At 58.1% G+C, this 20,991-nt stretch carries 21 protein-coding genes, 1 tRNA gene and 2 pseudogenes; 17 read left to right on the top strand and 7 right to left on the bottom strand.

What is annotated here, in order from left to right:
* Nucleotides 1–7 precede the first annotated feature (7 nt).
* The 5 genes from rbsK (at nucleotide 8) to MRY17_RS16575 (ending at nucleotide 3,299) form a co-directional block, all read left to right on the top strand.
* Nucleotides 8–925, top strand: coding sequence for a ribokinase (rbsK, locus tag MRY17_RS16595; RefSeq protein ID WP_181285449.1), 918 nt, complete (start codon nucleotides 8–10; stop codon nucleotides 923–925).
* Nucleotides 922–1,326 (top strand): D-ribose pyranase, encoded by a 405-nt coding sequence (gene rbsD / locus MRY17_RS16590; RefSeq protein WP_124424238.1) that lies wholly within the window; start codon nucleotides 922–924, stop codon nucleotides 1,324–1,326. Before rbsK ends, rbsD begins: the two co-directional genes overlap by 4 nt.
* A gap of 26 nt (nucleotides 1,327–1,352) precedes the next feature.
* Nucleotides 1,353–2,381 carry a nucleoside hydrolase gene (locus tag MRY17_RS16585; RefSeq protein WP_243352518.1) on the top strand — a complete coding sequence of 343 codons (1,029 nt, stop codon included), beginning with the start codon at nucleotides 1,353–1,355 and terminating at the stop codon, nucleotides 2,379–2,381.
* A gap of 143 nt (nucleotides 2,382–2,524) precedes the next feature.
* The gene (locus MRY17_RS16580) at nucleotides 2,525–2,833 is read left to right on the top strand and encodes a hypothetical protein (RefSeq protein WP_191952012.1); all 309 of its coding nucleotides are present in this window, start codon (nucleotides 2,525–2,527) and stop codon (nucleotides 2,831–2,833) included.
* A 145-nt stretch (nucleotides 2,834–2,978) separates the two neighbouring features.
* Nucleotides 2,979–3,299 (top strand): I78 family peptidase inhibitor, encoded by a 321-nt coding sequence (locus tag MRY17_RS16575; protein ID WP_124424236.1) that lies wholly within the window; start codon nucleotides 2,979–2,981, stop codon nucleotides 3,297–3,299.
* 73 nt (nucleotides 3,300–3,372) lie between these two features.
* On the opposite strand, the gene MRY17_RS16570 is transcribed toward MRY17_RS16575, so the two are convergent.
* Entirely contained in the window at nucleotides 3,373–3,585 is a 213-nt protein-coding gene (locus MRY17_RS16570) for a cold-shock protein (RefSeq protein ID WP_003234260.1), read from the bottom strand.
* A gap of 289 nt (nucleotides 3,586–3,874) precedes the next feature.
* Nucleotides 3,875–4,189 carry a hypothetical protein gene (locus tag MRY17_RS16565; RefSeq protein ID WP_181285446.1) on the bottom strand — a complete coding sequence of 105 codons (315 nt, stop codon included), beginning with the start codon at nucleotides 4,187–4,189 and terminating at the stop codon, nucleotides 3,875–3,877.
* 366 nt (nucleotides 4,190–4,555) lie between these two features.
* Between MRY17_RS16565 and thrS the strand changes: the two genes are divergently transcribed.
* The 9 genes from thrS (at nucleotide 4,556) to MRY17_RS16520 (ending at nucleotide 12,010) form a co-directional block, all read left to right on the top strand.
* Nucleotides 4,556–6,478 (top strand): threonine--tRNA ligase, encoded by a 1,923-nt coding sequence (gene thrS, locus MRY17_RS16560; protein WP_181285445.1) that lies wholly within the window; start codon nucleotides 4,556–4,558, stop codon nucleotides 6,476–6,478.
* On the top strand, nucleotides 6,478–7,029 hold the full coding sequence (gene infC / locus MRY17_RS16555) for a translation initiation factor IF-3 (protein WP_169960276.1): 552 nt from the start codon (nucleotides 6,478–6,480) through the stop codon (nucleotides 7,027–7,029). Before thrS ends, infC begins: the two co-directional genes overlap by 1 nt.
* A gap of 59 nt (nucleotides 7,030–7,088) precedes the next feature.
* Nucleotides 7,089–7,283 carry a 50S ribosomal protein L35 gene (gene rpmI / locus MRY17_RS16550; RefSeq protein ID WP_002553160.1) on the top strand — a complete coding sequence of 65 codons (195 nt, stop codon included), beginning with the start codon at nucleotides 7,089–7,091 and terminating at the stop codon, nucleotides 7,281–7,283.
* 29 nt (nucleotides 7,284–7,312) lie between these two features.
* Nucleotides 7,313–7,669 carry a 50S ribosomal protein L20 gene (rplT, locus tag MRY17_RS16545; protein WP_003192488.1) on the top strand — a complete coding sequence of 119 codons (357 nt, stop codon included), beginning with the start codon at nucleotides 7,313–7,315 and terminating at the stop codon, nucleotides 7,667–7,669.
* Nucleotides 7,670–7,778: 109 nt separating this feature from the next.
* The gene (gene pheS / locus MRY17_RS16540; RefSeq protein WP_003192486.1) at nucleotides 7,779–8,795 is read left to right on the top strand and encodes a phenylalanine--tRNA ligase subunit alpha; all 1,017 of its coding nucleotides are present in this window, start codon (nucleotides 7,779–7,781) and stop codon (nucleotides 8,793–8,795) included.
* A 26-nt stretch (nucleotides 8,796–8,821) separates the two neighbouring features.
* Nucleotides 8,822–11,200 carry a phenylalanine--tRNA ligase subunit beta gene (gene pheT / locus MRY17_RS16535; protein WP_243352517.1) on the top strand — a complete coding sequence of 793 codons (2,379 nt, stop codon included), beginning with the start codon at nucleotides 8,822–8,824 and terminating at the stop codon, nucleotides 11,198–11,200.
* Nucleotides 11,201–11,203: 3 nt separating this feature from the next.
* Nucleotides 11,204–11,506: an integration host factor subunit alpha gene (gene ihfA, locus MRY17_RS16530; protein ID WP_002553164.1), complete on the top strand. Its 303-nt coding sequence runs from the start codon at nucleotides 11,204–11,206 to the stop codon at nucleotides 11,504–11,506.
* Nucleotides 11,487–11,843 (top strand): MerR family transcriptional regulator, encoded by a 357-nt coding sequence (locus tag MRY17_RS16525; protein WP_003174972.1) that lies wholly within the window; start codon nucleotides 11,487–11,489, stop codon nucleotides 11,841–11,843. The genes ihfA and MRY17_RS16525 overlap by 20 nt, the downstream gene beginning before the upstream one ends.
* Before the next feature lie 90 nt (nucleotides 11,844–11,933).
* Nucleotides 11,934–12,010 (top strand) — tRNA-Pro (locus tag MRY17_RS16520).
* A 228-nt stretch (nucleotides 12,011–12,238) separates the two neighbouring features.
* Here the strand turns inward: MRY17_RS16520 and MRY17_RS26685 are convergent.
* From MRY17_RS26685 to MRY17_RS16505, 4 genes and pseudogenes are all read right to left on the bottom strand, one after another.
* Nucleotides 12,239–12,967 carry a methyl-accepting chemotaxis protein gene (locus MRY17_RS26685; RefSeq protein ID WP_375154683.1) on the bottom strand — a complete coding sequence of 243 codons (729 nt, stop codon included), beginning with the start codon at nucleotides 12,965–12,967 and terminating at the stop codon, nucleotides 12,239–12,241.
* Between the two features lie 126 nt (nucleotides 12,968–13,093).
* Nucleotides 13,094–13,867 (bottom strand): annotated as a pseudogene (locus tag MRY17_RS26680) (MCP four helix bundle domain-containing protein); the annotation flags it as partial.
* 425 nt (nucleotides 13,868–14,292) lie between these two features.
* Complete coding sequence (locus tag MRY17_RS16510; protein WP_243352516.1) at nucleotides 14,293–16,077, bottom strand: IlvD/Edd family dehydratase; 1,785 nt, start codon at nucleotides 16,075–16,077, stop codon at nucleotides 14,293–14,295.
* A gap of 50 nt (nucleotides 16,078–16,127) precedes the next feature.
* Complete coding sequence (locus MRY17_RS16505) at nucleotides 16,128–17,309, bottom strand: fumarylacetoacetate hydrolase family protein (protein ID WP_243352515.1); 1,182 nt, start codon at nucleotides 17,307–17,309, stop codon at nucleotides 16,128–16,130.
* A 114-nt stretch (nucleotides 17,310–17,423) separates the two neighbouring features.
* Here MRY17_RS16505 and MRY17_RS16500 point away from each other — a divergent pair, with 114 nt between their 5' ends.
* From MRY17_RS16500 to MRY17_RS16495, 3 genes and pseudogenes are all read left to right on the top strand, one after another.
* On the top strand, nucleotides 17,424–18,374 hold the full coding sequence (locus MRY17_RS16500) for a LysR family transcriptional regulator (protein ID WP_243352514.1): 951 nt from the start codon (nucleotides 17,424–17,426) through the stop codon (nucleotides 18,372–18,374).
* Between the two features lie 130 nt (nucleotides 18,375–18,504).
* Nucleotides 18,505–18,630: pseudogene (locus MRY17_RS26675) on the top strand (hypothetical protein); the annotation flags it as partial.
* A gap of 89 nt (nucleotides 18,631–18,719) precedes the next feature.
* Nucleotides 18,720–20,093 (top strand): MFS transporter, encoded by a 1,374-nt coding sequence (locus MRY17_RS16495; protein ID WP_191952007.1) that lies wholly within the window; start codon nucleotides 18,720–18,722, stop codon nucleotides 20,091–20,093.
* 103 nt (nucleotides 20,094–20,196) lie between these two features.
* Here MRY17_RS16495 and MRY17_RS16490 read toward each other — a convergent pair whose 3' ends face one another.
* Complete coding sequence (locus MRY17_RS16490; protein WP_279308349.1) at nucleotides 20,197–20,916, bottom strand: type 1 glutamine amidotransferase; 720 nt, start codon at nucleotides 20,914–20,916, stop codon at nucleotides 20,197–20,199.
* Nucleotides 20,917–20,991: the final 75 nt, after the last annotated feature.

Here is a 20,991-nt window from a genome sequence, read left to right as displayed (position 1 = left end):
CTGATGTATGCCAGCAAAAGTAGTGGTAGTAGGCAGCTTGAACATGGACCTGGTCACCCGCGCCAGTCGCTTGCCGCGTGCCGGTGAAACCCTGATCGGCCAGACGTTTTCCACCGTGCCCGGTGGCAAGGGCGCCAATCAGGCCGTCGCCCTGGCGCGCCTCGGGGCGGATGTGGCGATGATCGGTTGTGTCGGCAGCGATGCCTATGGCGGCCAATTGCGCGATGCGCTGCTGGTCGAAGGCATCGATTGCCAGGCTATCAGCACCGTGGAAGGCTCCAGTGGTGTCGCGCTGATCGTGGTGGATGACAGCAGCCAGAACGCGATTGTGATTGTGGCGGGCAGTAACGGTCAGTTGACGCCGCACTCGCTGACAGCCTGCGATGCTGTGTTGCAGGCGGCCGACGTGATCATCTGCCAGCTCGAAGTGCCGATGGACACCGTCGGGCATGCGCTCAAGCGTGGCCGCGAGCTGGGCAAGACGGTGATCCTCAATCCGGCGCCGGCCAGCGGGCCCTTGCCGGCCGAGTGGTATGCCTCGATTGACTACCTGATTCCCAACGAAAGTGAAGCCAGCGCCTTGAGCGGCGTGGCGGTCGATTCGCTCGACAGCGCCAAACTCGCCGCGACAGCACTGATCCAGGCTGGCGCCGGTAAAGTCATCATCACCCTTGGCGCTCAGGGCGCACTGTTTGCTGACGGCAACAGCTTCGAGCACCTGGTCGCACCCAAGGTGCGGGCAGTGGACACCACCGCTGCCGGCGATACCTTCGTGGGTGGCTTTGCCGCCGCGCTGGCGGCCGGCAAGAGCGAAGCCGAGGCCATCCGTTTTGGCCAGGTTGCGGCCGCGTTGTCGGTGACCCGTGCCGGCGCCCAGCCTTCCATTCCTACGCTGCACGACGTACAAGGTTTTGTGCCCTCATGAAAAAGACACCTCTGCTCAATATCGCCCTGTCCCGCGTGATCGCGTCATTGGGGCACGGCGACATCCTGGTCATCGGGGACGCCGGCCTGCCGGTGCCTCCCGGCGTCGAATTGATTGATCTGGCGCTGACCCAGGGCATTCCGGATTTCATCAGCACCCTGCGTGTCGTGCTCAGCGAAATGCAGGTGGAAAGCCACGTGCTGGCTGAAGAAATCCTGCTCAAGCAGCCTCCCGCGCTGGTCGCGCTCAACGCGCTGGCAGAGCAGGCTGCGCTGGGCGAGCGACGCCTGCTCAGTCATGAGGCGTTCAAGCAATTGAGTGGCAGGGCGCGCGCGGTCGTGCGCACCGGCGAATGTCAGCCTTACTGCAATATCGCGCTGGTATCCGGCGTAACCTTCTAGAGTCCCCTTACGACAAGGAGTGTTTTATGCAACGTGGTCTTCCCTCCCTGAAAAACCTGTTCCGGAGTGTTCTGCTTTTGTCCGCGCTCACTGCTGCAAGCGCCCAGGCGGCGGAAAAAATCGACCTGATCATCGACACCGACCCAGGTGCTGACGATGTGGTTGCCTTGCTGTTCGCCATGGCCTCGCCGGAAGAACTGAACATACGCGCGTTAACCACCGTGGCCGGCAATGTGCGCCTGGACAAAACCTCGCGCAATGCACGCCTGGCGCGTGAATGGGCCGGTCGCGAGGACATTCCCGTTTATGCGGGGGCGCCGGCGCCGCTGCTGCGCAAGCCGATTTATGCCGAGAATATTCACGGCAAGGAAGGCATCTCCGGCGTCTCCGTGCATGAGCCGAAACAAGGTCTGGCTGACGGCAATGCCGTGGATTACCTGATCAAGACTCTGACGACTGCCAAGCCCCACAGCATCACCATCGCCATGCTCGGCCCGCAGACCAACCTGGCCCTGGCATTGACCCAGGCGCCGGAAATCACCCAGGGCATCAAGGAGGTGGTGGTCATGGGTGGTGCGCATTTCAATGGCGGCAATATCACGCCGGTGGCCGAATTCAACCTGTTCGCCGACCCGGTGGCCGCAGAAATTGTGCTTAAAAGTGGCGCGAAGTTGACCTACCTGCCGTTGGACGTCACCCACAAGGTGCTGACCAGCGAAGCGCGGCTGAAGAAAATCGCAGACCTGAACAACAACGCAAGCAAGGTCGTCAGCAATATTCTGAACGAGTACGTCAAGGGCGATATGGAACACTACGGCATTCCTGGCGGCCCGGTGCATGACGCCACGGTAGTCGCCTACTTGCTCAAGCCATCGTTGTTCAGTGGTCGGCAGGTTAACGTGGTCGTCGACAGCCGGGAAGGCCCGACCTTCGGCCAGACCATCGTCGATTGGTACGACGGCCTGAAGCAGGACAAGAATGCGTTCTGGGTCGAGAACGGCGACGCCCAGCGCTTCTTCGATCTGCTGACCGAGCGCCTTGCGCGCTTGAAGTAAATCGCTTGCCGGTCGGCGTTCGCCGGCCGGTTCTTACTCGCGCGCCCGTGCGCCCATGTAGTCGGTCGGGTATTTCTCGAAGGCCTCGCCGATGACATCTTGTGCGACACTGGTGGCCTGTTTTATTGGCCGGGAAACACCGCGTGCAAATCGATTTGAATAACCCTGAAAGTCTTACGCTGGCAGCTGTGCGGCAACTGATTGCCAGTGCCGGTGACGATGAACATACCCAACTGCGGGTCACCAAGGCCGGTATCGCCTATATCTCTTCAGGCAAGGTCGTAGGCGGTGTAGATATCGACGGGTTGCTGTTTCGCTTGGAGACTTGGGCAAAAGGATCCGGGTATGTGGGGAATGTGGCTGCCAGTGACGAGGTCTGGGTAACGCAGATTTTCAACGCACTCAAACAAAACTGGCCAAAGCCGTCGTCCGACTACATTGATATCTACTGAGGATTTTCATATCTAGTCACGATTGAACGGACGCTTGCCAGGTGTGACTCAGGCAGACTTGCCTGTGAGGCGTTAACGTCTTGAAACCAATCGGTTCAATCGCTGTCGCACGATCTCCGTTCACTTTTTTATCATAGGAGGCTTCATGCCTTGGAAGCTCGCATCATTCGGTACTTTGTTGGCGGCGCTCGCGTTGGCGGGTTGCAGCACCCCGGGTGCCTCTGAGCCAGGCAAAGATGCCACCGTGACCGATGCCGGTCATAGCCGCTGTGAGTCGAAGGCCGCCGAGTACACCATCGGCCAGAAAGCCTCGCCTCAATTGCTGGAGCAGGCGCGTACCCGTGCCGGTGCGCAGAATGCACGCATCCTCAAGCCCAACGATATGATCACGCTGGAGTATCGCTCTGACCGCTTGAACCTGAACACCGACGATAACCTGGTGATCACGCGGGTCAATTGCGGCTGATAGCCTGCGGTTTTTGCAGCACCCATAAAAAACCCCGTCACATGGACGGGGTTTTTTTTAGCTCAGCGGAGAATTACTCGCCGCGAACCTGTGCAGCTTGCATACCCTTTTGGCCTTTCTCAGCCACGAAGGAAACGGTTTGGCCTTCTTTCAGGCTTTTGAAACCGTCGCTTTCGATAGCTTTGAAGTGTACGAACAGGTCGTCACCGCCACCTTGAGGAGTGATGAAGCCGAAGCCTTTTTCATCGTTGAACCATTTAACGGTGCCGGTTTGGCGATTAGACATGGTGTATCTCCAAGAAACATATATTTTCAGTAGTGCTGTGCTGCTCAGGCCAACTGGGCACACAGGGCTATCATAGTCGAAATGTTCGGCTTGGGAGCCCCCCCAAGGCATTGTTTGCTAATCAATCGCGTTGCGTTCAGTGCTTTTTTTAGCTGAGAGCCCCGGCCTGCGGGGCTTTGGAGCGAAATATCAGCTGTTAAAAAAAGCCGTAAAAGCTCTGTAATTTGTGAGAATCAGCAGTTTTAAGGCTGTTTTTTTGGCTAAACGGACGTCTGATCAGCGGAATTTCTTACTTTTTCTTTACGACTTTGCAGGACGAAATAGCCGCCACTGCTTTGTTCTTGAGCTCCGCGCTGGCGTTCTGGTTGGTCATCAATTCCTTGATTTCCGCAGTGCTCAATTCGGCGTTGATCTTGTCGGCGCCACATTCACAGTGGGCTTTGGCAGTTTTGACGTCCACGTTCTGGCTGGCCGCAGTACTGCAGTCGTTGACGAAGGCGTCGCGGGCGCCGGCCGGCCAGTTCGATGGCGCCGCGGCTTGTGCGCCGAGCGAAAGGAATGCCAGGGAAGCGGCGAGGGCGAGGGTCGAGGTAAAACGCATCATGGGATGCTCCTTTGGGTCGAGGACGAACGGCGATTCTCGGGGTGTTTGAGGCGTGACGTACAGCTCAAGTTCACTTTTGCGCCTATAAAGCATGGAATTTGCCTTTACCCGGTTGGTGTCGGGGCGATGACCGTTCATCTGTGCTAGGATCCAGAGCTTGGCTTTTTCCAGGTGTGCCATTTTCCGCCTGGCCAGGGCTCTTTTTTGTTCACTCCAGTCACTCTGGTTCGATTATCGGTTGGCCGAAAGGCTCCTGCCGCTGTAAGGCAGGCGTTCAGCATTGAACGGCCTGGTGTTGGATCTTGTACTGGCTCATCCCAACCCACGTGACCTTTGGTAGGGGTCACCACTAGGAGAGGAGGCGCCATGCCAACTATTACTCTACCCGACGGCAGTCAACGTTCATTCGATCATCCGGTTTCCGTAGCCGAGGTCGCCGCATCCATTGGTGCCGGCCTGGCCAAGGCCACCGTGGCCGGCAAGGTCGATGGCAAGCTGGTTGATGCCAGTGACCTGATCACCTCCGATGCCAGCCTGCAGATCATCACGCCCAAGGATCAAGAGGGGCTGGAGATTATCCGCCACTCTTGCGCGCACCTGATCGGCCACGCGGTCAAGCAGCTGTATCCCACCGCGAAAATGGTGATCGGGCCGGTCATCGATGAAGGCTTCTATTACGACATCGCCTACGAGCGTCCTTTCACTCCGGACGACCTCGCCGCCATTGAACAGCGCATGCATGCGCTGATCGAAAAAGATTACGACGTGATCAAGAAGGTCACCCCGCGCGCCGAAGTGATCGACGTGTTTACCGCCCGTGGCGAAGACTACAAGCTGCGCCTGGTGGAAGACATGCCGGACGAGCAGGCCATGGGCCTGTACTACCACGAAGAATACGTGGACATGTGCCGTGGCCCGCACGTGCCGAACACGCGCTTTCTCAAGTCCTTCAAGTTGACCAAGTTGTCCGGCGCCTACTGGCGCGGCGACGCGAAGAATGAGCAACTGCAACGCATCTACGGCACCGCCTGGGCCGACAAGAAGCAGCTGGCCGCCTATATCCAGCGTATCGAAGAAGCCGAGAAGCGCGACCATCGCAAGATCGGCAAGCGCCTGAACCTGTTCCACCTCCAGGAAGAAGCGCCGGGCATGGTGTTCTGGCATCCGAACGGCTGGACCCTGTACCAGGTGCTCGAGCAGTACATGCGCAAGGTTCAGCGTGAAAACGGTTACCTCGAGATCAAGACTCCACAGGTGGTCGATCGCAGCCTGTGGGAGAAATCCGGGCACTGGGCCAACTACGCCGACAACATGTTCACCACCCAGTCGGAAAACCGCGACTACGCCATCAAGCCGATGAACTGCCCATGCCATGTGCAGGTATTCAATCAAGGCCTGAAGAGCTACCGCGAGTTGCCGATGCGCCTGGCCGAGTTCGGTGCCTGCCACCGTAACGAGCCATCGGGGGCGCTGCACGGCATCATGCGTGTGCGTGGCTTTACCCAGGACGACGCCCATATCTTCTGCACCGAAGAGCAGATGCAGGCTGAATCCGCCGCGTTCATCAAGCTGACCATGGACGTGTACCGCGATTTCGGCTTCACCGAAGTCGAGATGAAGCTGTCCACTCGTCCGGAAAAACGCGTTGGCTCCGACGAACTTTGGGATCGCGCCGAAGCTGCACTGGCCGCAGCACTCGACAGCGCGGGCCTTGCGTACGATCTGCAGCCGGGGGAGGGCGCGTTCTACGGTCCCAAGATCGAGTTCTCGCTGAAAGATTGCCTTGGCCGTGTCTGGCAGTGTGGTACCCTGCAGCTCGATTTTAACCTGCCGATCCGTCTGGGAGCCGAATACGTCTCCGAAGACAACAGCCGTAAACACCCGGTTATGCTGCACCGGGCGATCCTCGGCTCGTTCGAGCGGTTCGTCGGCATCCTGATCGAGCACTACGAGGGCGCGTTCCCTGCGTGGCTGGCTCCGACCCAGGCAGTGATCATGAATATCACTGATAAACAGGCAGATTTTGCCGCTGAGGTTGAAAAAACCCTCAACGAAAGCGGATTTCGTGCCAAGTCCGACTTGAGAAATGAAAAGATCGGCTTTAAAATCCGTGAGCATACTTTGCTCAAGGTTCCCTATCTTTTGGTTATCGGAGATCGGGAAGTCGAGATGCAGACTGTCGCTGTGCGTACTCGTGAAGGTGCTGACCTGGGCTCGATGCCCGTCGCCCAGTTCGCTGAGTTCCTCGCGCAAGCGGTTTCCCGGCGTGGTCGCCCAGATTCGGAGTAATTACTATTAAGCGTGAAATGAGACAAGATAAACGAGCTGCACCGAAAGCCCCGATCAACGAGAATATCTCGGCACGCGAGGTTCGGTTAATTGGGGCTGAGGGTGAGCAGCTTGGGATTGTGTCAATTGAAGACGCGCTTCTTAAGGCTGAAGAAGCCAAGCTCGATTTGGTGGAAATTTCCGCCGATGCTGTACCACCTGTCTGCAAGCTGATGGACTACGGCAAATCGATCTTCGAGAAGAAGAAGCAGATTGCCGCAGCCAAGAAAAACCAGAAGCAGATCCAGGTTAAAGAAATCAAGTTTCGTCCAGGGACGGAGGAAGGGGATTACCAGGTAAAACTGCGCAACCTGGTACGTTTCCTGAGTGATGGGGACAGGGCCAAGGTATCCTTGCGATTCCGCGGCCGTGAGATGGCCCACCAGGAGCTGGGGATGGAACTCCTCAAGCGGGTTGAAGCTGACCTGCTCGAGTACGGTTCGGTCGAACAGCATCCTAAGATGGAAGGACGCCAGCTGATCATGGTCATCGCCCCGAAAAAGAAGAAGTAATCAACAGGGCACGGCAGGCCTTCTGATTATGTTTATCAACTGAATGCGGAGTACCGAACATGCCAAAGATGAAAACTAAAAGTGGTGCTGCTAAGCGGTTTCTGAAAACTGCTAACGGCATCAAGCACAAGCACGCTTTCAAGAGCCACATCCTGACCAAAATGTCGACCAAGCGTAAGCGTCAACTGCGCGGTAGCAGCTTGCTGCATCCGTCTGACGTGGCAAAAGTCGAGCGCATGCTGCGCCTTCGTTAATTTTGGTTCAAGAATAGAGGAAGTAACTCATGGCTCGTGTTAAGCGTGGCGTCATGGCCCGTAAGCGTCACAAAAAAATTCTGAAACTTGCTAAAGGCTACTACGGCGCGCGTTCACGCGTATTCCGTGTTGCCAAGCAAGCGGTAATCAAGGCAGGCCAATACGCCTACCGTGACCGTCGTCAGAAAAAACGTCAGTTCCGCGCTCTGTGGATCGCTCGTATCAACGCTGGTGCACGTGTTAACGGTCTGTCCTACAGCCGTTTCATCGCTGGCCTGAAGAAAGCGTCCATCGAAATCGACCGTAAGGTTCTGGCTGAACTGGCCGTGAACGAAAAAGCGGTGTTTGCTGCGATTGTCGAGAAAGCTAAAGCCTCCTTGGCTTAAGTACCCCCGACAGTCACCCTGGGTTACTCCTGTAGCCCAGGGTGGTAAACGTCATAAATAGGGGAAGAGCCTTCAAGCTCTTCCCCTATTTTGTATCTGGAGTCTGTACATGGAAAACCTGGACGCGCTCGTCGCTCAAGCTCTCGAGGCTGTGCAAAGCGCTGAAGATGTAAACGCCCTGGAGCAAATCCGGGTTCACTACCTTGGCAAAAAAGGTGAATTGACTCAGGTGATGAAGACCCTGGGGAATTTACCGGCTGAAGAACGTCCGCAAGTCGGTGCGCTGATCAACGTTGCCAAGGAGCGCGTCACCGAGGTTCTCAATGCGCGCAAGGCGTCGCTCGAGGAGGCCGATCTTGCGGCCAAGCTCGCCGCCGAGTCCATTGACGTGACCTTGCCTGGCCGTGGCCAGGCCTCGGGCGGTCTGCATCCGATCACCCGGACTCTGGAACGTATCGAGCAGTTCTTCACCCATATCGGCTACGGCATTGCCGAAGGCCCAGAGGTTGAAGACGACTATCACAACTTCGAGGCGCTCAACATCCCAGGCCATCACCCGGCCCGGTCGATGCACGACACCTTCTATTTCAACGCGAACATGTTGTTGCGCACCCATACCTCGCCGGTACAGGTCCGCACCATGGAAGCGAACAAGCCGCCGATCCGCATCGTCTGCCCGGGCCGTGTGTACCGTAGCGACTCCGATATCACCCATTCGCCGATGTTCCACCAGGTCGAAGGCCTGCTGGTTGATCGCGATATCAATTTCGCCGACCTCAAAGGCACCATCGAAGAATTCCTGCGGGTGTTCTTCGAGAAAGAGCTGGCGGTGCGTTTCCGACCATCCTTCTTCCCATTCACCGAGCCATCCGCTGAAGTCGACATGGAATGCGTGATGTGCAGCGGTAAAGGCTGCCGCGTCTGCAAGCAGACCGGCTGGCTGGAAGTGATGGGTTGCGGCATGGTCCACCCTAACGTGCTGCGCATGTCCGGGATCGACCCGGAAGAGTTTTCGGGCTTTGCCTTCGGCATGGGCGTTGAGCGTCTGGCCATGCTGCGTTACGGCGTGAACGACTTGCGTCTGTTCTTCGACAACGACTTGCGGTTCCTCGCGCAATTTCGCTAGTCGTAACGAATCTTTAGGAGAGCAGGATGAAATTCAGTGAACAATGGCTGCGTGGCTGGGTAAGCCCGCAGGTAGATCGCGACGCGCTGGTTGCGCGTCTGTCGATGGCCGGTCTTGAGGTCGATAGCGTCACCCCGGCCGCCGGTGTATTCAGTGGCGTGGTGGTGGGCGAGGTGCTGAGCACCGAGCAGCACCCGGATGCCGACAAATTGCGTGTGTGCCAGGTCAGTAACGGCGCAGAAACCTTCCAGGTCGTGTGCGGAGCGCCCAACGTGCGCCCGGGCCTGAAGATCCCGTTCGCCATGATCGGTGCCGAACTGCCGGGCGACTTCAAGATCAAGAAGGCCAAACTGCGCGGCGTCGAGTCTAACGGCATGCTGTGTTCCCAGGCCGAGCTGCAGGTGGGCGAGGGCAACGACGGCTTGATGGAGCTGCCGGCCGATGCGCCGGTGGGCCAGGACATCCGCGTTTACTTGGAACTGGAAGACGCCAGCATCGAGGTCGACCTGACCCCGAACCGTGGCGACTGCCTGTCCCTGGCCGGTCTGGCCCGTGAAGTAGGGGCGCTGTACAACGTGCCCGTCACCCGCCCAGTGGTTGCCGGCGTGCCTGCCGTGCACGACGAAGTGCGCTCGATTGAAGTGTTGGCGCCAAGCGCTTGCCCACGTTACCTGGGGCGCGTGATCCGTAACGTCGACCTGTCCCGGCCAACCCCTTTGTGGATGGTTGAACGCCTGCGCCGCGCTGACGTGCGCAGCATCGACGCTGCTGTGGATATCACCAACTATGTGATGTTGGAGCTGGGCCAGCCGCTGCACGCGTTTGACCTTGCCGAAATCAATGGCGGCATCCGTGTGCGTATGGCCGAGGAAGGCGAGAAGCTGGTATTGCTCGACGGCCAGGAAGTCAGCCTGCGCGCCGACACCCTGGTCATTGCCGACCATTCCCGCGCCTTGGCGATTGCTGGCGTAATGGGTGGGGAGCACAGCGGCGTATCTGCAACCACTCGTGACGTCTTCCTTGAAAGCGCGTTCTTCGACCAGATCGCCATCGCCGGCAAGGCCCGTTCCTACGGCCTGCACACCGATGCGTCGCACCGCTATGAGCGTGGCGTGGACTGGAAGCTGGCCCGTGAAGCCATGGAGCGCGCCACCGGCCTGCTGCTGGAAATCACTGGTGGTGAAGCGGGTCCGATCACCGAGACAGTCAACGAACAGTACCTGCCGTCCATTGCGCCCATCACTCTGCGTGCCAAGAGCGTTGAGCAAATGCTCGGCCTGGTGATCGAGCCTGCCGAGATCGAGCAACTGCTGTCGGCCCTCGGCCTTGCCATCTCTGCTGGCGGGGAAGGGCAGTGGCACGTTGAAGTGCCAAGCCATCGCTTCGATATCAGTCTGGAAGTCGACCTGATCGAAGAACTGGCTCGCTTGTACGGCTACAACCGTCTGCCGGTACGCTACCCGCAGGCGCGTTTGGCGCCGCAACCCAAGGCCGAAGCGCGTGCGCACCTGCCTGAATTGCGTCGCCTGCTGGTCGCCCGTGGATATCAGGAAGCAGTGACCTACAGCTTCATCGATCCCAAGCAATTCGAACTGTTCAACCCAGGCGTTGAGCCGCTGTTGCTGGCCAATCCGATCTCCAATGACATGGCGGCCATGCGTTCGTCGCTATGGCCAGGCTTGGTCAAGGCGCTGTCTCACAACCTGAACCGTCAGCAGGATCGCGTACGCATGTTCGAAAGCGGCCTGCGTTTCGTCGGTCAGCTCGATGGCTTGAAGCAAGAGCCAATGCTGGCCGGTGTGGTGTGCGGCAGCCGCCTGCCGGAAGGCTGGGCCCAGGGCCGCGATGCCGTGGACTTTTTCGACGTCAAGGCTGACGTGGAAGCGGTGCTCGGCTTTGCCGGCGCGCTGGACGCCTTTACGTTCCTGCCAGGCAAACACCCGGCGCTGCACCCAGGCCAGACCGCACGCATCGAGCGCGAAGGTCGTTTGGTCGGCTTCGTCGGCGCGATTCACCCGGAACTGTCGAAAACCCTGGGTCTGGACCGTCCAGTCTTCGTGTTTGAGCTGGTGTTGGCTGAAGTTGCGTCGGGCAAAATGCCTAAATTCAGCGAGTTGTCGCGCTTTCCTGAAGTGCGTCGTGACCTGGCCCTGATCGCCGATCGTGAAGTCGCCGCTACTGCCGTTCTGGAGGTAATCCGAGAAAATGCAGGGGAATGGCTGACGGACCTCAGGCTATTTGACGTCTATCAGGGTAAAGGCATTGATCCGCATAGAAAAAGCCTTGCGGTTGGCTTGACCTGGCAGCATCCATCGCGCACTCTTAATGATGATGAGGTGAATACCACGACACAAAATATCCTCACCTCGCTCGAACAAAGGTTGAACGCCACGTTAAGGAAGTGACGTATGGGGGCTTTGACGAAAGCTGAGATGGCGGAACGTCTGTACGAAGAGTTGGGTCTGAACAAGCGCGAGGCCAAGGAATTGGTCGAGCTGTTTTTTGAAGAGATCCGCCACGCTCTGGAAGACAACGAACAGGTCAAATTGTCTGGTTTCGGCAATTTTGACCTGCGGGACAAACGCCAGCGGCCTGGCCGCAATCCGAAAACGGGAGAAGAAATCCCGATCACGGCTCGCCGTGTGGTCACCTTTCGTCCAGGGCAGAAGTTGAAGGCCCGAGTTGAGGCTTATGCTGGAACCAAGTCATAACGACGAACTACCCGTCATCCCGGGCAAACGCTACTTCACCATTGGTGAAGTGAGTGAGCTGTGTGCGGTAAAACCGCACGTGCTGCGCTATTGGGAGCAGGAGTTTCCTCAACTCAACCCCGTCAAACGCACTGGGAACCGTCGGTATTATCAGCGCCAGGATGTGCTGATGATCCGACAGATCCGCGCGTTGCTTTATGACCAGGGGTTCACCATCAGCGGCGCACGCCAGCGCATGTCCGGTGATGAAGCCAAAGACGACACTACCCAATACAAGCAACTGATCCGCCAGATGATCTCCGAACTCGAAGATGTGCTGGTGGTGTTGAAGAAATGATTCAAGCTTTAAAAATACTTCCACATTTCAAAAGCTTGCGGTATATTCCGGTTCGCTTCGTTAAGAAGCGAACCCAGTAACACGCCTAGTCGGGGCGTAGCGCAGTCCGGTAGCGCACTAGCATGGGGTGCTAGGGGTCGAGTGTTCGAATCACTCCGTCCCGACCATTATTCCTGAGTAAAATCAGACAGTTGAGCCGATCTAGCTGATCGGCTTTTTTGTGCCTGCGCAAAACTATCCGGTGAGTTCGTGTAGCGACAGGGCCCGCACTTCATAGAGGCTTTGCGTGTCTTTCGCCCATGTAGCAATAACGGACCCGCAGCGCCATACCCTCGGCAAAAGGAAGTGTCTGATGCCGGCGAGCGTCAGGCAGGGCTTTTTTATGCAGCGATTAGCTATAGGCGAAATTGGTTAACCATCCGGTTCAGTTCAACCGCCAGCTTCGACAATTCCGAACTGGCTAACGCGGTCTGGTTTGACCCTTCAGACGCCTGACTCGACAAATCTCTGATACTGACCAGGCTCCGATCCACTTCCCGGGCCACCTGCGCTTGCTCCTCGGACGCTGTCGCAATCAGCACGTTGCGCTCGGTGATGTCGTCAATGGTTTGGGTAATTTCCACCAACGCCGACCCAGCACCTCGCGCCGTGTCGAGTGTTTTTTGCGCTTGCGTGTTGGTGTTGCTCATTGCAGAAACGGCGGCTCCAGTACCTTTTTGAATGGACGTGATCATTTGTTCGATCTCGCTGGTCGAAGTTTGCGTTCTATGCGCCAGCGCTCGGACTTCATCGGCGACCACAGCGAACCCGCGACCTGCTTCTCCTGCCCGTGCGGCTTCGATTGCAGCGTTGAGTGCAAGCAAATTAGTCTGTTCGGCGATAGCCCTGATGACGTCTAACACCTTGCTGATGTCGGTAGCCATCACAGCGAGCCCTTGAACCTCATTTGACGCATCTCCCACACTTGAGACCATCAGGCTAATTGCCTCGACGGTCTCGTCCACCCGTGCGCGGCCGGCTATAGCCGCCGAATTGGACCGTGTAGCGGCCTCGGATGCCGCGCAGGCATTGCGGGCGACTTCGTCAACGGCAGCGCTCATCTCGTTGACGGCCGTAGCGGCCATTTCCACTTCGTGGCTCTGCTGTTGCATGCCGGCATTCGCATTTTCGGTTACGGCATGCATTTCCTCGGAGGTGGACGCCAACTGGTTGGATGAGTCGGATATAGACAGGAGCGTGGTTCGCAAGTTGGCCTGCATCGCTTTCAAAGCATGCATCAGCCGCGCTACTTCGTCGGTGCCCTGCACATCTAACACTTCGCTAAGATCGTTTTTCGCGATCCGCTCAGCAATGGCCAACGACCGATTCATCGGGGTGGTGAGGCTCCGGGTGTACATGAAAGCCAGGATGATTGCAGCCAGCGTACTCACGAAAATGAAACCGCCGACGATCAGTTTGCTTTGTTCGTAAATACGCGTTGCCTCTTTGCCGGCATTAATTGCTTTATTGTTATTGAGCTCTATCAGGTTCTGGAGAACCGTGTTTACGCCATCCGCCCCGGATTTCATGACCTCGGTGGACAGCTTGACTGCATCCTCGAATTTTCCAGCGCCTGTAAGGGCCAGGTATTGGTCCTGAGCGCCCTCATAGGTGCTGTATTCTTTCGCCAATTCCCCGATAAGCTGTTTGCCCTTAGTCGTCACGATGAGAGGCTGGAGTTTCTGGATAAGGTCCTCAAAATTTCCGCGCGATTTTTTGACCTCTACAAGCGCTTGAGCTCTGCGATCAGCAGGCTCAATGGGGTTACGCAATCTTGAATTATTATTTCGGATGCTTAAAAACTCTCGATCCATCTTGGCGAGCATCGAAATGCTGGGCACCACGTTGTTTTCTACAAACTTTTCAGCGTCGTTCAAGCTTGAGGCCTGGATGAGAGCTACCACTCCCAACCCAATGATCATCAAGCAAAAAAAACCAAAGCTAAGTGCGGAGCGTGGGGCGATATTGAGTTTGCGCAGAATCATACTGACACCTCTTCATGATTCCACTCTATCGGCAGCAAACTGAGCAGCAGCACCCCGTTCATCGCTGCTACCCATCTATTGCTACGGGCACCCAGGGATTTTCACCTTTTTCAGCCTCTGCCCATGCAGAAGCTTTTCGTTTTCGGCCCAAGGTCCCGTCATCGATATGTGTGATCGGCAGATTGCCGATGCACGGGTCAAGCTGTTCGCTGTGGGATGCGCAAAACCGTGGGTTTATCCTTATAAGACAGGTATTCCAGCCAGCTCGCTATCCGCTTCCTGCCTTCGAATTCTTTTCGAGCTGCACTAAAAATATCTCCCCAAAATCACCCCAGGCCTGTCCTTTTTTTTACCTTTGTCCCGTCCTGAATAAGGTTTACACCTTCTGATCTGTTTTTCAGGAGGGCGTAAATTGTCGGTCGTTGTCAATGCGAATGCCGCGGCTCACCACTGCGGGCGATCACGCGCAGATGCAGAGTCGCAGGCTCCAGGCATCCACCTGTAGAAAGCTGTCCCACCAGTTGCCGGTAGAGTTCCTGCCAGGGTGTCTGGGAGGGTGGGGTGTTCGGCGTCCACTCGCGTCGACGCCGGCTCATCTCGGCCTCGTCTATCAGCAGGTTGACCGTGCGTGTGTTCAGGTCGACCTTCAGGCGGTCGTTGGTTTTCAGCAACGCCAAGCCGCCTCCTACCGCTGCTTCGGGGGACATGTTGAGAATTGACGGGCTTGCCGACGTGCCGCTTTGACGCCCATCGCCCAGGCAGGGCAGGGAGTCGATACCTTGTTTGATCAGCGCGGCCGGAGGCGCCATGTTGACTACTTCTGCACTGCCGGGGTAGCCGACGGTACCCACACCGCGGATGACCAGGATGCAGCGCTCGTCGATGTCCAGCGCCGGGTCGTCGATGCGGGCGTGATAGTCCTCTGGCCCTTCGAACACGATCGCCCGGGCCTCGAAGCTGTTTTCTGCGCCGGGTTCGGACAGGTAGGTTTTGCGAAACGCTTCGCCCACCACCGACATTTTCATGATGGCGCTGTCGAAGAAGTTGCCGCTGAGCACGATAAAGCCGGCACGGTGCTTGAGCGGGGTTTCAAAGGGGTAGATCACGTCGACGTTGCTGGTCAGGGCGCGGCTGACAATTTCGCCGATGGTCTTGCCGCCGACCGTTGCGCAGTCTTGATGCAGGCGCCCGGCTTTTTGCAGTTCGTGCATCACGGCCGGCACGCCGCCGGCGCGGTGGAAGCCTTCGCCGAGGTACTTGCCCGCCGGCATGCAATTGACCAGCAGCGGCACGTCCTCGCCAATCCGTTGCCAGTCATCCAGGCTCAGTTCGACGCCCATGTGCCGGGCAATTGCGATCAGGTGCGGAGGACAGTTGCTCGATGCGCCGAGTGCCGAGGCGACGGCGATCGCGTTCTCGAATGCTTCGCGCGTCATGATCTGCGATGGGCGTATATCCTGCAGGACCAGCTCGCAAATGCGCTTGCCGGTGGCATAGGCCATTTGCCCGCGCTCACGGTAGGGCGCCGGTATGCTCGCACAGCCAGGCAATGACATTCCCAAGGCTTCGGCCAGCGCATTCATCGACAGGGCGGTGCCCATGGTGTTGCAGTGCCCAACGGACGGCGAGGCCGCCGTGGTCATCTCCATGAAGCCTTCGTAGTCAATTTCGCCGGCGGCCATCAGGTTGCGTGCATGCCAGAGCACGGTGCCGGAGCCGATCAGTTCCCCCTTGTGGTGACCGTCGAGCATCGGGCCGCCGGACAGGACGATGGCCGGCAAGTCGGTGGTTGCGGCAGCCATCAGGCAGGCGGGGGTGGTTTTGTCGCAACCGGTGGTGAGGACGACGCCGTCCAACGGGTAGCCGTGGAGGATCTCCACCAACCCCAGATACGCCAGGTTACGGTCCAGTGCCGCGGTGGGCCGACGCGATTGCTCGGCGATCGGATGCACCGGGAACTCCATGGGAATGCCACCGGCATCCCGAATGCCGGCTTTGACGCGTTGCGCCAACTCCAGGTGATGACGGTTGCAGGGGGTCAGGTCGCTGCCGGTCTGGGCGATGCCGATGATCGGTCGGCCCGATTGCAGTTCTTCGCGGGTCATCCCGTAGTTCATGTAGCGTTCGACATACAGGGCGGTCATGTCCGCGTGGGCAGGGTCATTGAACCATTGCTCGCTGCGCAGGCGACGTTTTGGCGTTTCACTCATGATGCTTTCTCTCTTGTCGTTATTGGATGAGTCGACAAATCGCGGGGGATTCAGCGGGCGAGCAGGCCACGGGATGCCAGATTGCGCAATAAGGCGCCCACCCCGAACGTCCAGGGGGTGGCGGCGCAGCTGTGGGTCACCAGGTTATGCAGGCTACCGAGCAACGGGCTGCTGATACGGACGTGGTCACCCAGCTTGTGGGTGAAACCGCTGCCGGCCTGATCGCGGTCTTCAGTGGGGGCGAACAGCGTGCCGAGAAACAGCAGGAAACCATCGGGATACTGGTGATTGGCGTTGAGCGTCTGACTCACCAGATCCTGTGGGTCGCGGCTGATCTGACTCATGGAGCTTGAGCCTTGCAGGCGATAACCGTCTTCGCCTTGTACCTCTAGATCGACCACGCAGGCCCGCACATCATCCAGGCTGAAGTGTTCGTCGAACAGTCGAATAAACGGCCCAATGGCGCAGGAGGCATTGTTGTCCTTGGCCTTGCCCAGCAACAGCGCGCTGCGGCCTTCGAAGTCGCGCAGGTTGACGTCGTTGCCCAAGGTGGCGCCGTGGATCTGGCCATGGCTGTTCACCGCCAGCACCACTTCGGGCTCCGGGTTGTTCCATTGCGAGCCGGGATGAATGCCGATGTAGCTGGCGCTTCCCACCGCCGCGAGGACAGGCGCCTTGGTGAAGATCTCCGCATCCGGGCCAATGCCGACTTCCAGGTATTGCGACCACATCCCCCGTTCGATCAGCAAGGCCTTGAGGCGCATGGCTTGCTCCGAGCCCGGTACGATGGAGCGCAGGTTGTCGCCAATTACGCTGCGGACGGTGGCGCGCACCGCCTCGGCTTTCGCCATATCACCGCCGGCCTGCTCCTCGATCACGCGCTCGATCATGCTGGCGGCGAACGTGACCCCGGCGGCCTTGATCACTTGCAAGTCCAGGGGCGGCAGCAAATAGGGTCTGGACGGATCGCAAGCGGGGCCAGTGTTGGCCAGGAGCGCCTCGACGCTGGCGATAAAGGTGCCGGGCGTCTGCCTTACCGCCGCCAGTGGAGATTGCGTTTCCAGCAGCTCGCTCAGGGTCGCAAAACGCTCCGACAGATCAAACACACCGTCGCTGCGCAGCACGATCGGCGAGGGCCCCGCGATCTTGCCTGGCACCCAGGCACGGCCGATCAGGGTGGCGGCCATACCATCGACCGGCAGGGTGTTTTCGGGAGTCAGCAATAATGGCATGGCGAGTTTTCCTGGTTCTTAAAGCCTTCACGCTAGGGCGGCGAGTCGATAAACTCCAATGAGATATATTCAGTATTTGATAACGTCAGGTTATTGATGGCCAAGGGAGTCTCCATGTCCGATCTGTCCGTCTCCAGCTTCTGCGGCTGGCTGAAATTCCGTCACCTGGTGTTGATCGATACGTTGGGACGCACGCGCAACATGCACTTGGCGGCGCAACAGATGAACCTCAGTCAGCCGGCCATCAGCAAGATGCTCAAGGAAATCGAAAGCCTGCTCGGCTTCGCCCTGTTCGAACGATTGCCGCGCAGCATGCCGCCGACCGCCTTGGGCGAGCACGTGCTGCGTTACGCGCAGATTGCCTTGAACGACGCGCGTTCGTTTGTCGAACAAATCAGCAGCCTGCGAGAGGGCGGCCATGGCTCACTGAAGGTCGGCGGAATTTTTGCCGCAACGGCGGCGGCTTTGCCCGACGCGGTCCTGCAGATCAAGCAGCGCTGGCCGTTGCTCTCGATTGAGGTGGTGGAGCAGACCAGCAATCGCCTGATGGAGATGCTCGAAGAGAAGCAACTGGATCTGGCGGTGGCCCGGTTTACCGATCAAAGCCAGCAGCGACGCTATGACTTCGAGCCTTTGGCCCCTGAACCGTTCTCGATCGTGGTCAACGGTCGTCAGCCGCTGGCGGACGCGGGCCGCCTCTCGTTGCAACAATTGGTGGACTTGCCGTGGATTCTCTATCCGGTCGGCACGCCGATTCGTGGCCGCATGGAACAGGCCTTTGCCGAAGCCGGGGTCGGGATGCCGCGCAACACCGTCGACACCATTTCCATGCAGACCTTCCTTCAGGTCCTGCAGCGCGGGCCGATGATCGGGATGCTGCCCAGCGCCATGGTCAACCCGCTGCTCGAAAGCGGCCAATTGAAGACCCTCGATACCCCGCTGCATTTGGTGCCGCAGGACTACGGCATCCTCACGCGCAAGGGCGAACCATTGATAGGGGCGGCGCTGGAGTTCGCCGAGATACTCAAGGAAAACGCGCGCCTGGCCAAGGATCAGCCGGATTAAGGGCGAAAACTGACGGTTGCTGCGATAACGGATCGTTATCGGATGATCAATAAATGCCATTGGGAAAGAATCGATTGGCGACAGTAGAGTACCGACCAGATTCCCATCTGGGTCAGAAGACCGTCATGCCAAGTTCCTGCGGCCGGTGTGCTACCAGAACATCCCCGATGGCTTGCTTCGCGATGCCTTGAAGAACAGCAATCCCCTGGGGCTGATGCGCCTGGTCAACGGAGAACACACGGCCCAGCCACTGTAATAACGGCTGCACTGCCGGATGAGGGCTCATTCGGCTTGACCCATTCCATAAAAATAATCAGGCATATCCATATGCCCAGGGGTTACCTCATGCAAACCATCTCCGAGCCTCTGCCCGCGCAGGCGCCATCTCGCGAACTCGACTTTGAAAACCAGACCTACCGCAAAGTCGTCTGGCGCATCCTTCCGGTCCTGCTCTTGTGTTACATGGCGGCCTACCTGGACCGGGTCAACATCGGCTTTGCCAAGCTGGATATGCTCAATGAGCTGCAGTTCAGCAACACGGTCTATGCGTTGGGTGCCAGTATGTTTTTCTGGGGGTATTTCCTTTTCGAAGTCCCCAGCAACCTGCTGCTGCATCGCTTCGGGGCGCGGTTCTGGATCGCCCGGATCATGCTCAGTTGGGCAGTGATCTCCATGGCGGTGGCCTACACCGTGCCGCTGGCGGGGTTCTTCGGTCTCCAGTCAAGCAGCATGTTTTATGTGTTGCGCTTCCTCCTGGGGGTGTGTGAAGCCGGCTTCTTCCCCGGCGTGATTCTGTATCTCAATTATTGGTTTCCAACGCACCGGCAAAGCCGCGTGATGTCCGGCTTTCTGATGGCCATGCCGATCAGCCTGACACTGGGCGGCATGTTGTCCGGTTGGCTGATGAACAGCATGCAGGGCGTGCACGGCCTGTCGGGCTGGCAGTGGATGCTGATCATCGAGGGTGTCCCGTCGATCATCATGGCCGTTGTCGTGATCGTTTGTCTGGCCGACAACATCGACAAGGCCACGTGGCTTTCAGCGGCGCAAAAGAGCCTGCTCAAGGCCAATCTGCAAACCGATAATCACGGCAAGGCAACGCGCTTGAGTGAGGTGTTCTTCAACCCCAAGGTGTGGTTACTGGTGTTGATTTTGCTGACCTTCAACACCGGCTTCTACGGCCTGGCGTTCTGGATGCCCTCGATTATCAAGAGCAGCGGTATCACCAACAATTTGCACATTGGCTTCCTGACCGCCATACCCTATGCAGTCGCCACAGTGGTGATGTTGCTCAACGCACGACACTCCAACCGTACCGGCGAGCGGCGCCTGCACGCGGCCATCCCAGCCTTTATCGGTGGGGTCGGCTTGATCTTCAGTGCCTTCTTCGCCGACAACCTGGTGTTGTCCGTACTCTTCTTGAGTGTCGCCGCCTCCGGGATCCTCAGCCTGATGCCGATTTTCTGGACCCTGCCGGGGACCTTGTTGTCGGGCGTAGCGGCCGCAGCCGGCATCGGCATGATCAACGCCATCGGCAACCTGTCCGGATTCACCGGGGCGATGATCACTGCCGTGGCTGAGAACCTCACCGGCAACATCAACAACGGCACCTATGTGCTGGCCCTGTGTCTGTTCGTCAGTGGTGGGCTGATCCTGGCTATCCCGGTGTCTATGCTCGGCAAAGTGCCCAAAGCGGCAGGCACCTCAGCGGGAAAGTGAACTGCGTACAGCCCAGGAGCGCCTTTCGCGAGCTGCCTGGAGGCTATGAGGTCGCCGTTGAAGGGGGCCACGGCGGTACGAGTAGTATTGAGGCAGGCTGTCGCTAATTGGCCAGGTAATCGGCAACAAGCTTGTCCAAAAATATGAATAGCGTCTGGTTCATCTCGTCGTAGTTGTTCTGCCGCAATGCGGCGGGCTGCTGAACAAACCTGCGGTCAGTCAATGTCGCCAGTTCCGTTTCCGAAGCTTGGATCAACAATTCCACGACGTCTTTGGTGAGTTCCATATGGCACTGAAAGCCATACACCAGGTTGCTGTACTCGACGATCTGACGCGGACAGCCTTCACTGTACGCAATGATCCTGGCATTTTCAGAGAGGCCAGGCATGTCGTTGTGCCAATGTCCGACATCGAGCGTCTTGCCGAAATGGGAGAACTTTGGATTCGCCAAACCTTCCTCGGTCAAGTAAATGGGGAACTTGCCGATTTCTTTCTCCGGGCTGTGGGCGAAAGTCGCATTCAGCGCTTCACCGATCAGCTGTGAACCCAGGCACACACCGACGACAGCGCGACCGCTGGTGATGGCTTTGTTTATGAGCTCACACTCGGCCGATGCGTTGAAATGGGGGCATTGCTCAAGCGATGTGCCAGGGTCCTGGGGGCCGCCTAGTACGACCAAAAGGTCGAATGAGGCGGCGTCCTCCGGGAGGGCGGCGTATTCGTATACGCGTGAATAGGTTGCTTGATAACCCCGGGCATTTACCCAGTGTTCAAACGCACCAGGTGCTTCGAAGGACTCGTGCATCACAAAATGGACTTTCAACGTTTTACCCTCGGATTGCAGATAGATTCAAGGCGACCGCCCTCGCAATCACCTTTATGAACGTGCGCTGCATGG

The sequence above is a fragment of the Pseudomonas orientalis genome, assembly GCF_022807995.1.
Classification (GTDB): Bacteria; Pseudomonadota; Gammaproteobacteria; order Pseudomonadales; family Pseudomonadaceae; genus Aquipseudomonas; species Aquipseudomonas orientalis_B.
The sequence above is the reverse complement of the archived record's forward strand: the minus strand, read 5'-3'. Positions and strand labels throughout refer to the sequence as shown.

Bases quoted from the DNA above. Each gene is read 5' to 3' on its own strand.
- rbsK (WP_181285449.1), top strand. From the start codon at position 8: ATGCCAGCAAAAGTAGTGGTAGTAGGCAGCTTGAACATGGACCTGGTC.
- rbsD (WP_124424238.1), top strand. From the start codon at position 922: ATGAAAAAGACACCTCTGCTCAATATCGCCCTGTCCCGCGTGATCGCG.
- MRY17_RS16585 (WP_243352518.1), top strand. From the start codon at position 1,353: ATGCAACGTGGTCTTCCCTCCCTGAAAAACCTGTTCCGGAGTGTTCTG.
- MRY17_RS16575 (WP_124424236.1), top strand. From the start codon at position 2,979: ATGCCTTGGAAGCTCGCATCATTCGGTACTTTGTTGGCGGCGCTCGCG.
- MRY17_RS16570 (WP_003234260.1), bottom strand. From the start codon at position 3,585: ATGTCTAATCGCCAAACCGGCACCGTTAAATGGTTCAACGATGAAAAA.
- MRY17_RS16565 (WP_181285446.1), bottom strand. From the start codon at position 4,189: ATGATGCGTTTTACCTCGACCCTCGCCCTCGCCGCTTCCCTGGCATTC.
- thrS (WP_181285445.1), top strand. From the start codon at position 4,556: ATGCCAACTATTACTCTACCCGACGGCAGTCAACGTTCATTCGATCAT.
- rpmI (WP_002553160.1), top strand. From the start codon at position 7,089: ATGCCAAAGATGAAAACTAAAAGTGGTGCTGCTAAGCGGTTTCTGAAA.
- rplT (WP_003192488.1), top strand. From the start codon at position 7,313: ATGGCTCGTGTTAAGCGTGGCGTCATGGCCCGTAAGCGTCACAAAAAA.
- pheS (WP_003192486.1), top strand. From the start codon at position 7,779: ATGGAAAACCTGGACGCGCTCGTCGCTCAAGCTCTCGAGGCTGTGCAA.
- pheT (WP_243352517.1), top strand. From the start codon at position 8,822: ATGAAATTCAGTGAACAATGGCTGCGTGGCTGGGTAAGCCCGCAGGTA.
- ihfA (WP_002553164.1), top strand. From the start codon at position 11,204: ATGGGGGCTTTGACGAAAGCTGAGATGGCGGAACGTCTGTACGAAGAG.
- MRY17_RS16525 (WP_003174972.1), top strand. From the start codon at position 11,487: ATGCTGGAACCAAGTCATAACGACGAACTACCCGTCATCCCGGGCAAA.
- MRY17_RS26685 (WP_375154683.1), bottom strand. From the start codon at position 12,967: ATGGCCGCTACGGCCGTCAACGAGATGAGCGCTGCCGTTGACGAAGTC.
- MRY17_RS16510 (WP_243352516.1), bottom strand. From the start codon at position 16,077: ATGAGTGAAACGCCAAAACGTCGCCTGCGCAGCGAGCAATGGTTCAAT.
- MRY17_RS16505 (WP_243352515.1), bottom strand. From the start codon at position 17,309: ATGCCATTATTGCTGACTCCCGAAAACACCCTGCCGGTCGATGGTATG.
- MRY17_RS16500 (WP_243352514.1), top strand. From the start codon at position 17,424: ATGTCCGATCTGTCCGTCTCCAGCTTCTGCGGCTGGCTGAAATTCCGT.
- MRY17_RS16495 (WP_191952007.1), top strand. From the start codon at position 18,720: ATGCAAACCATCTCCGAGCCTCTGCCCGCGCAGGCGCCATCTCGCGAA.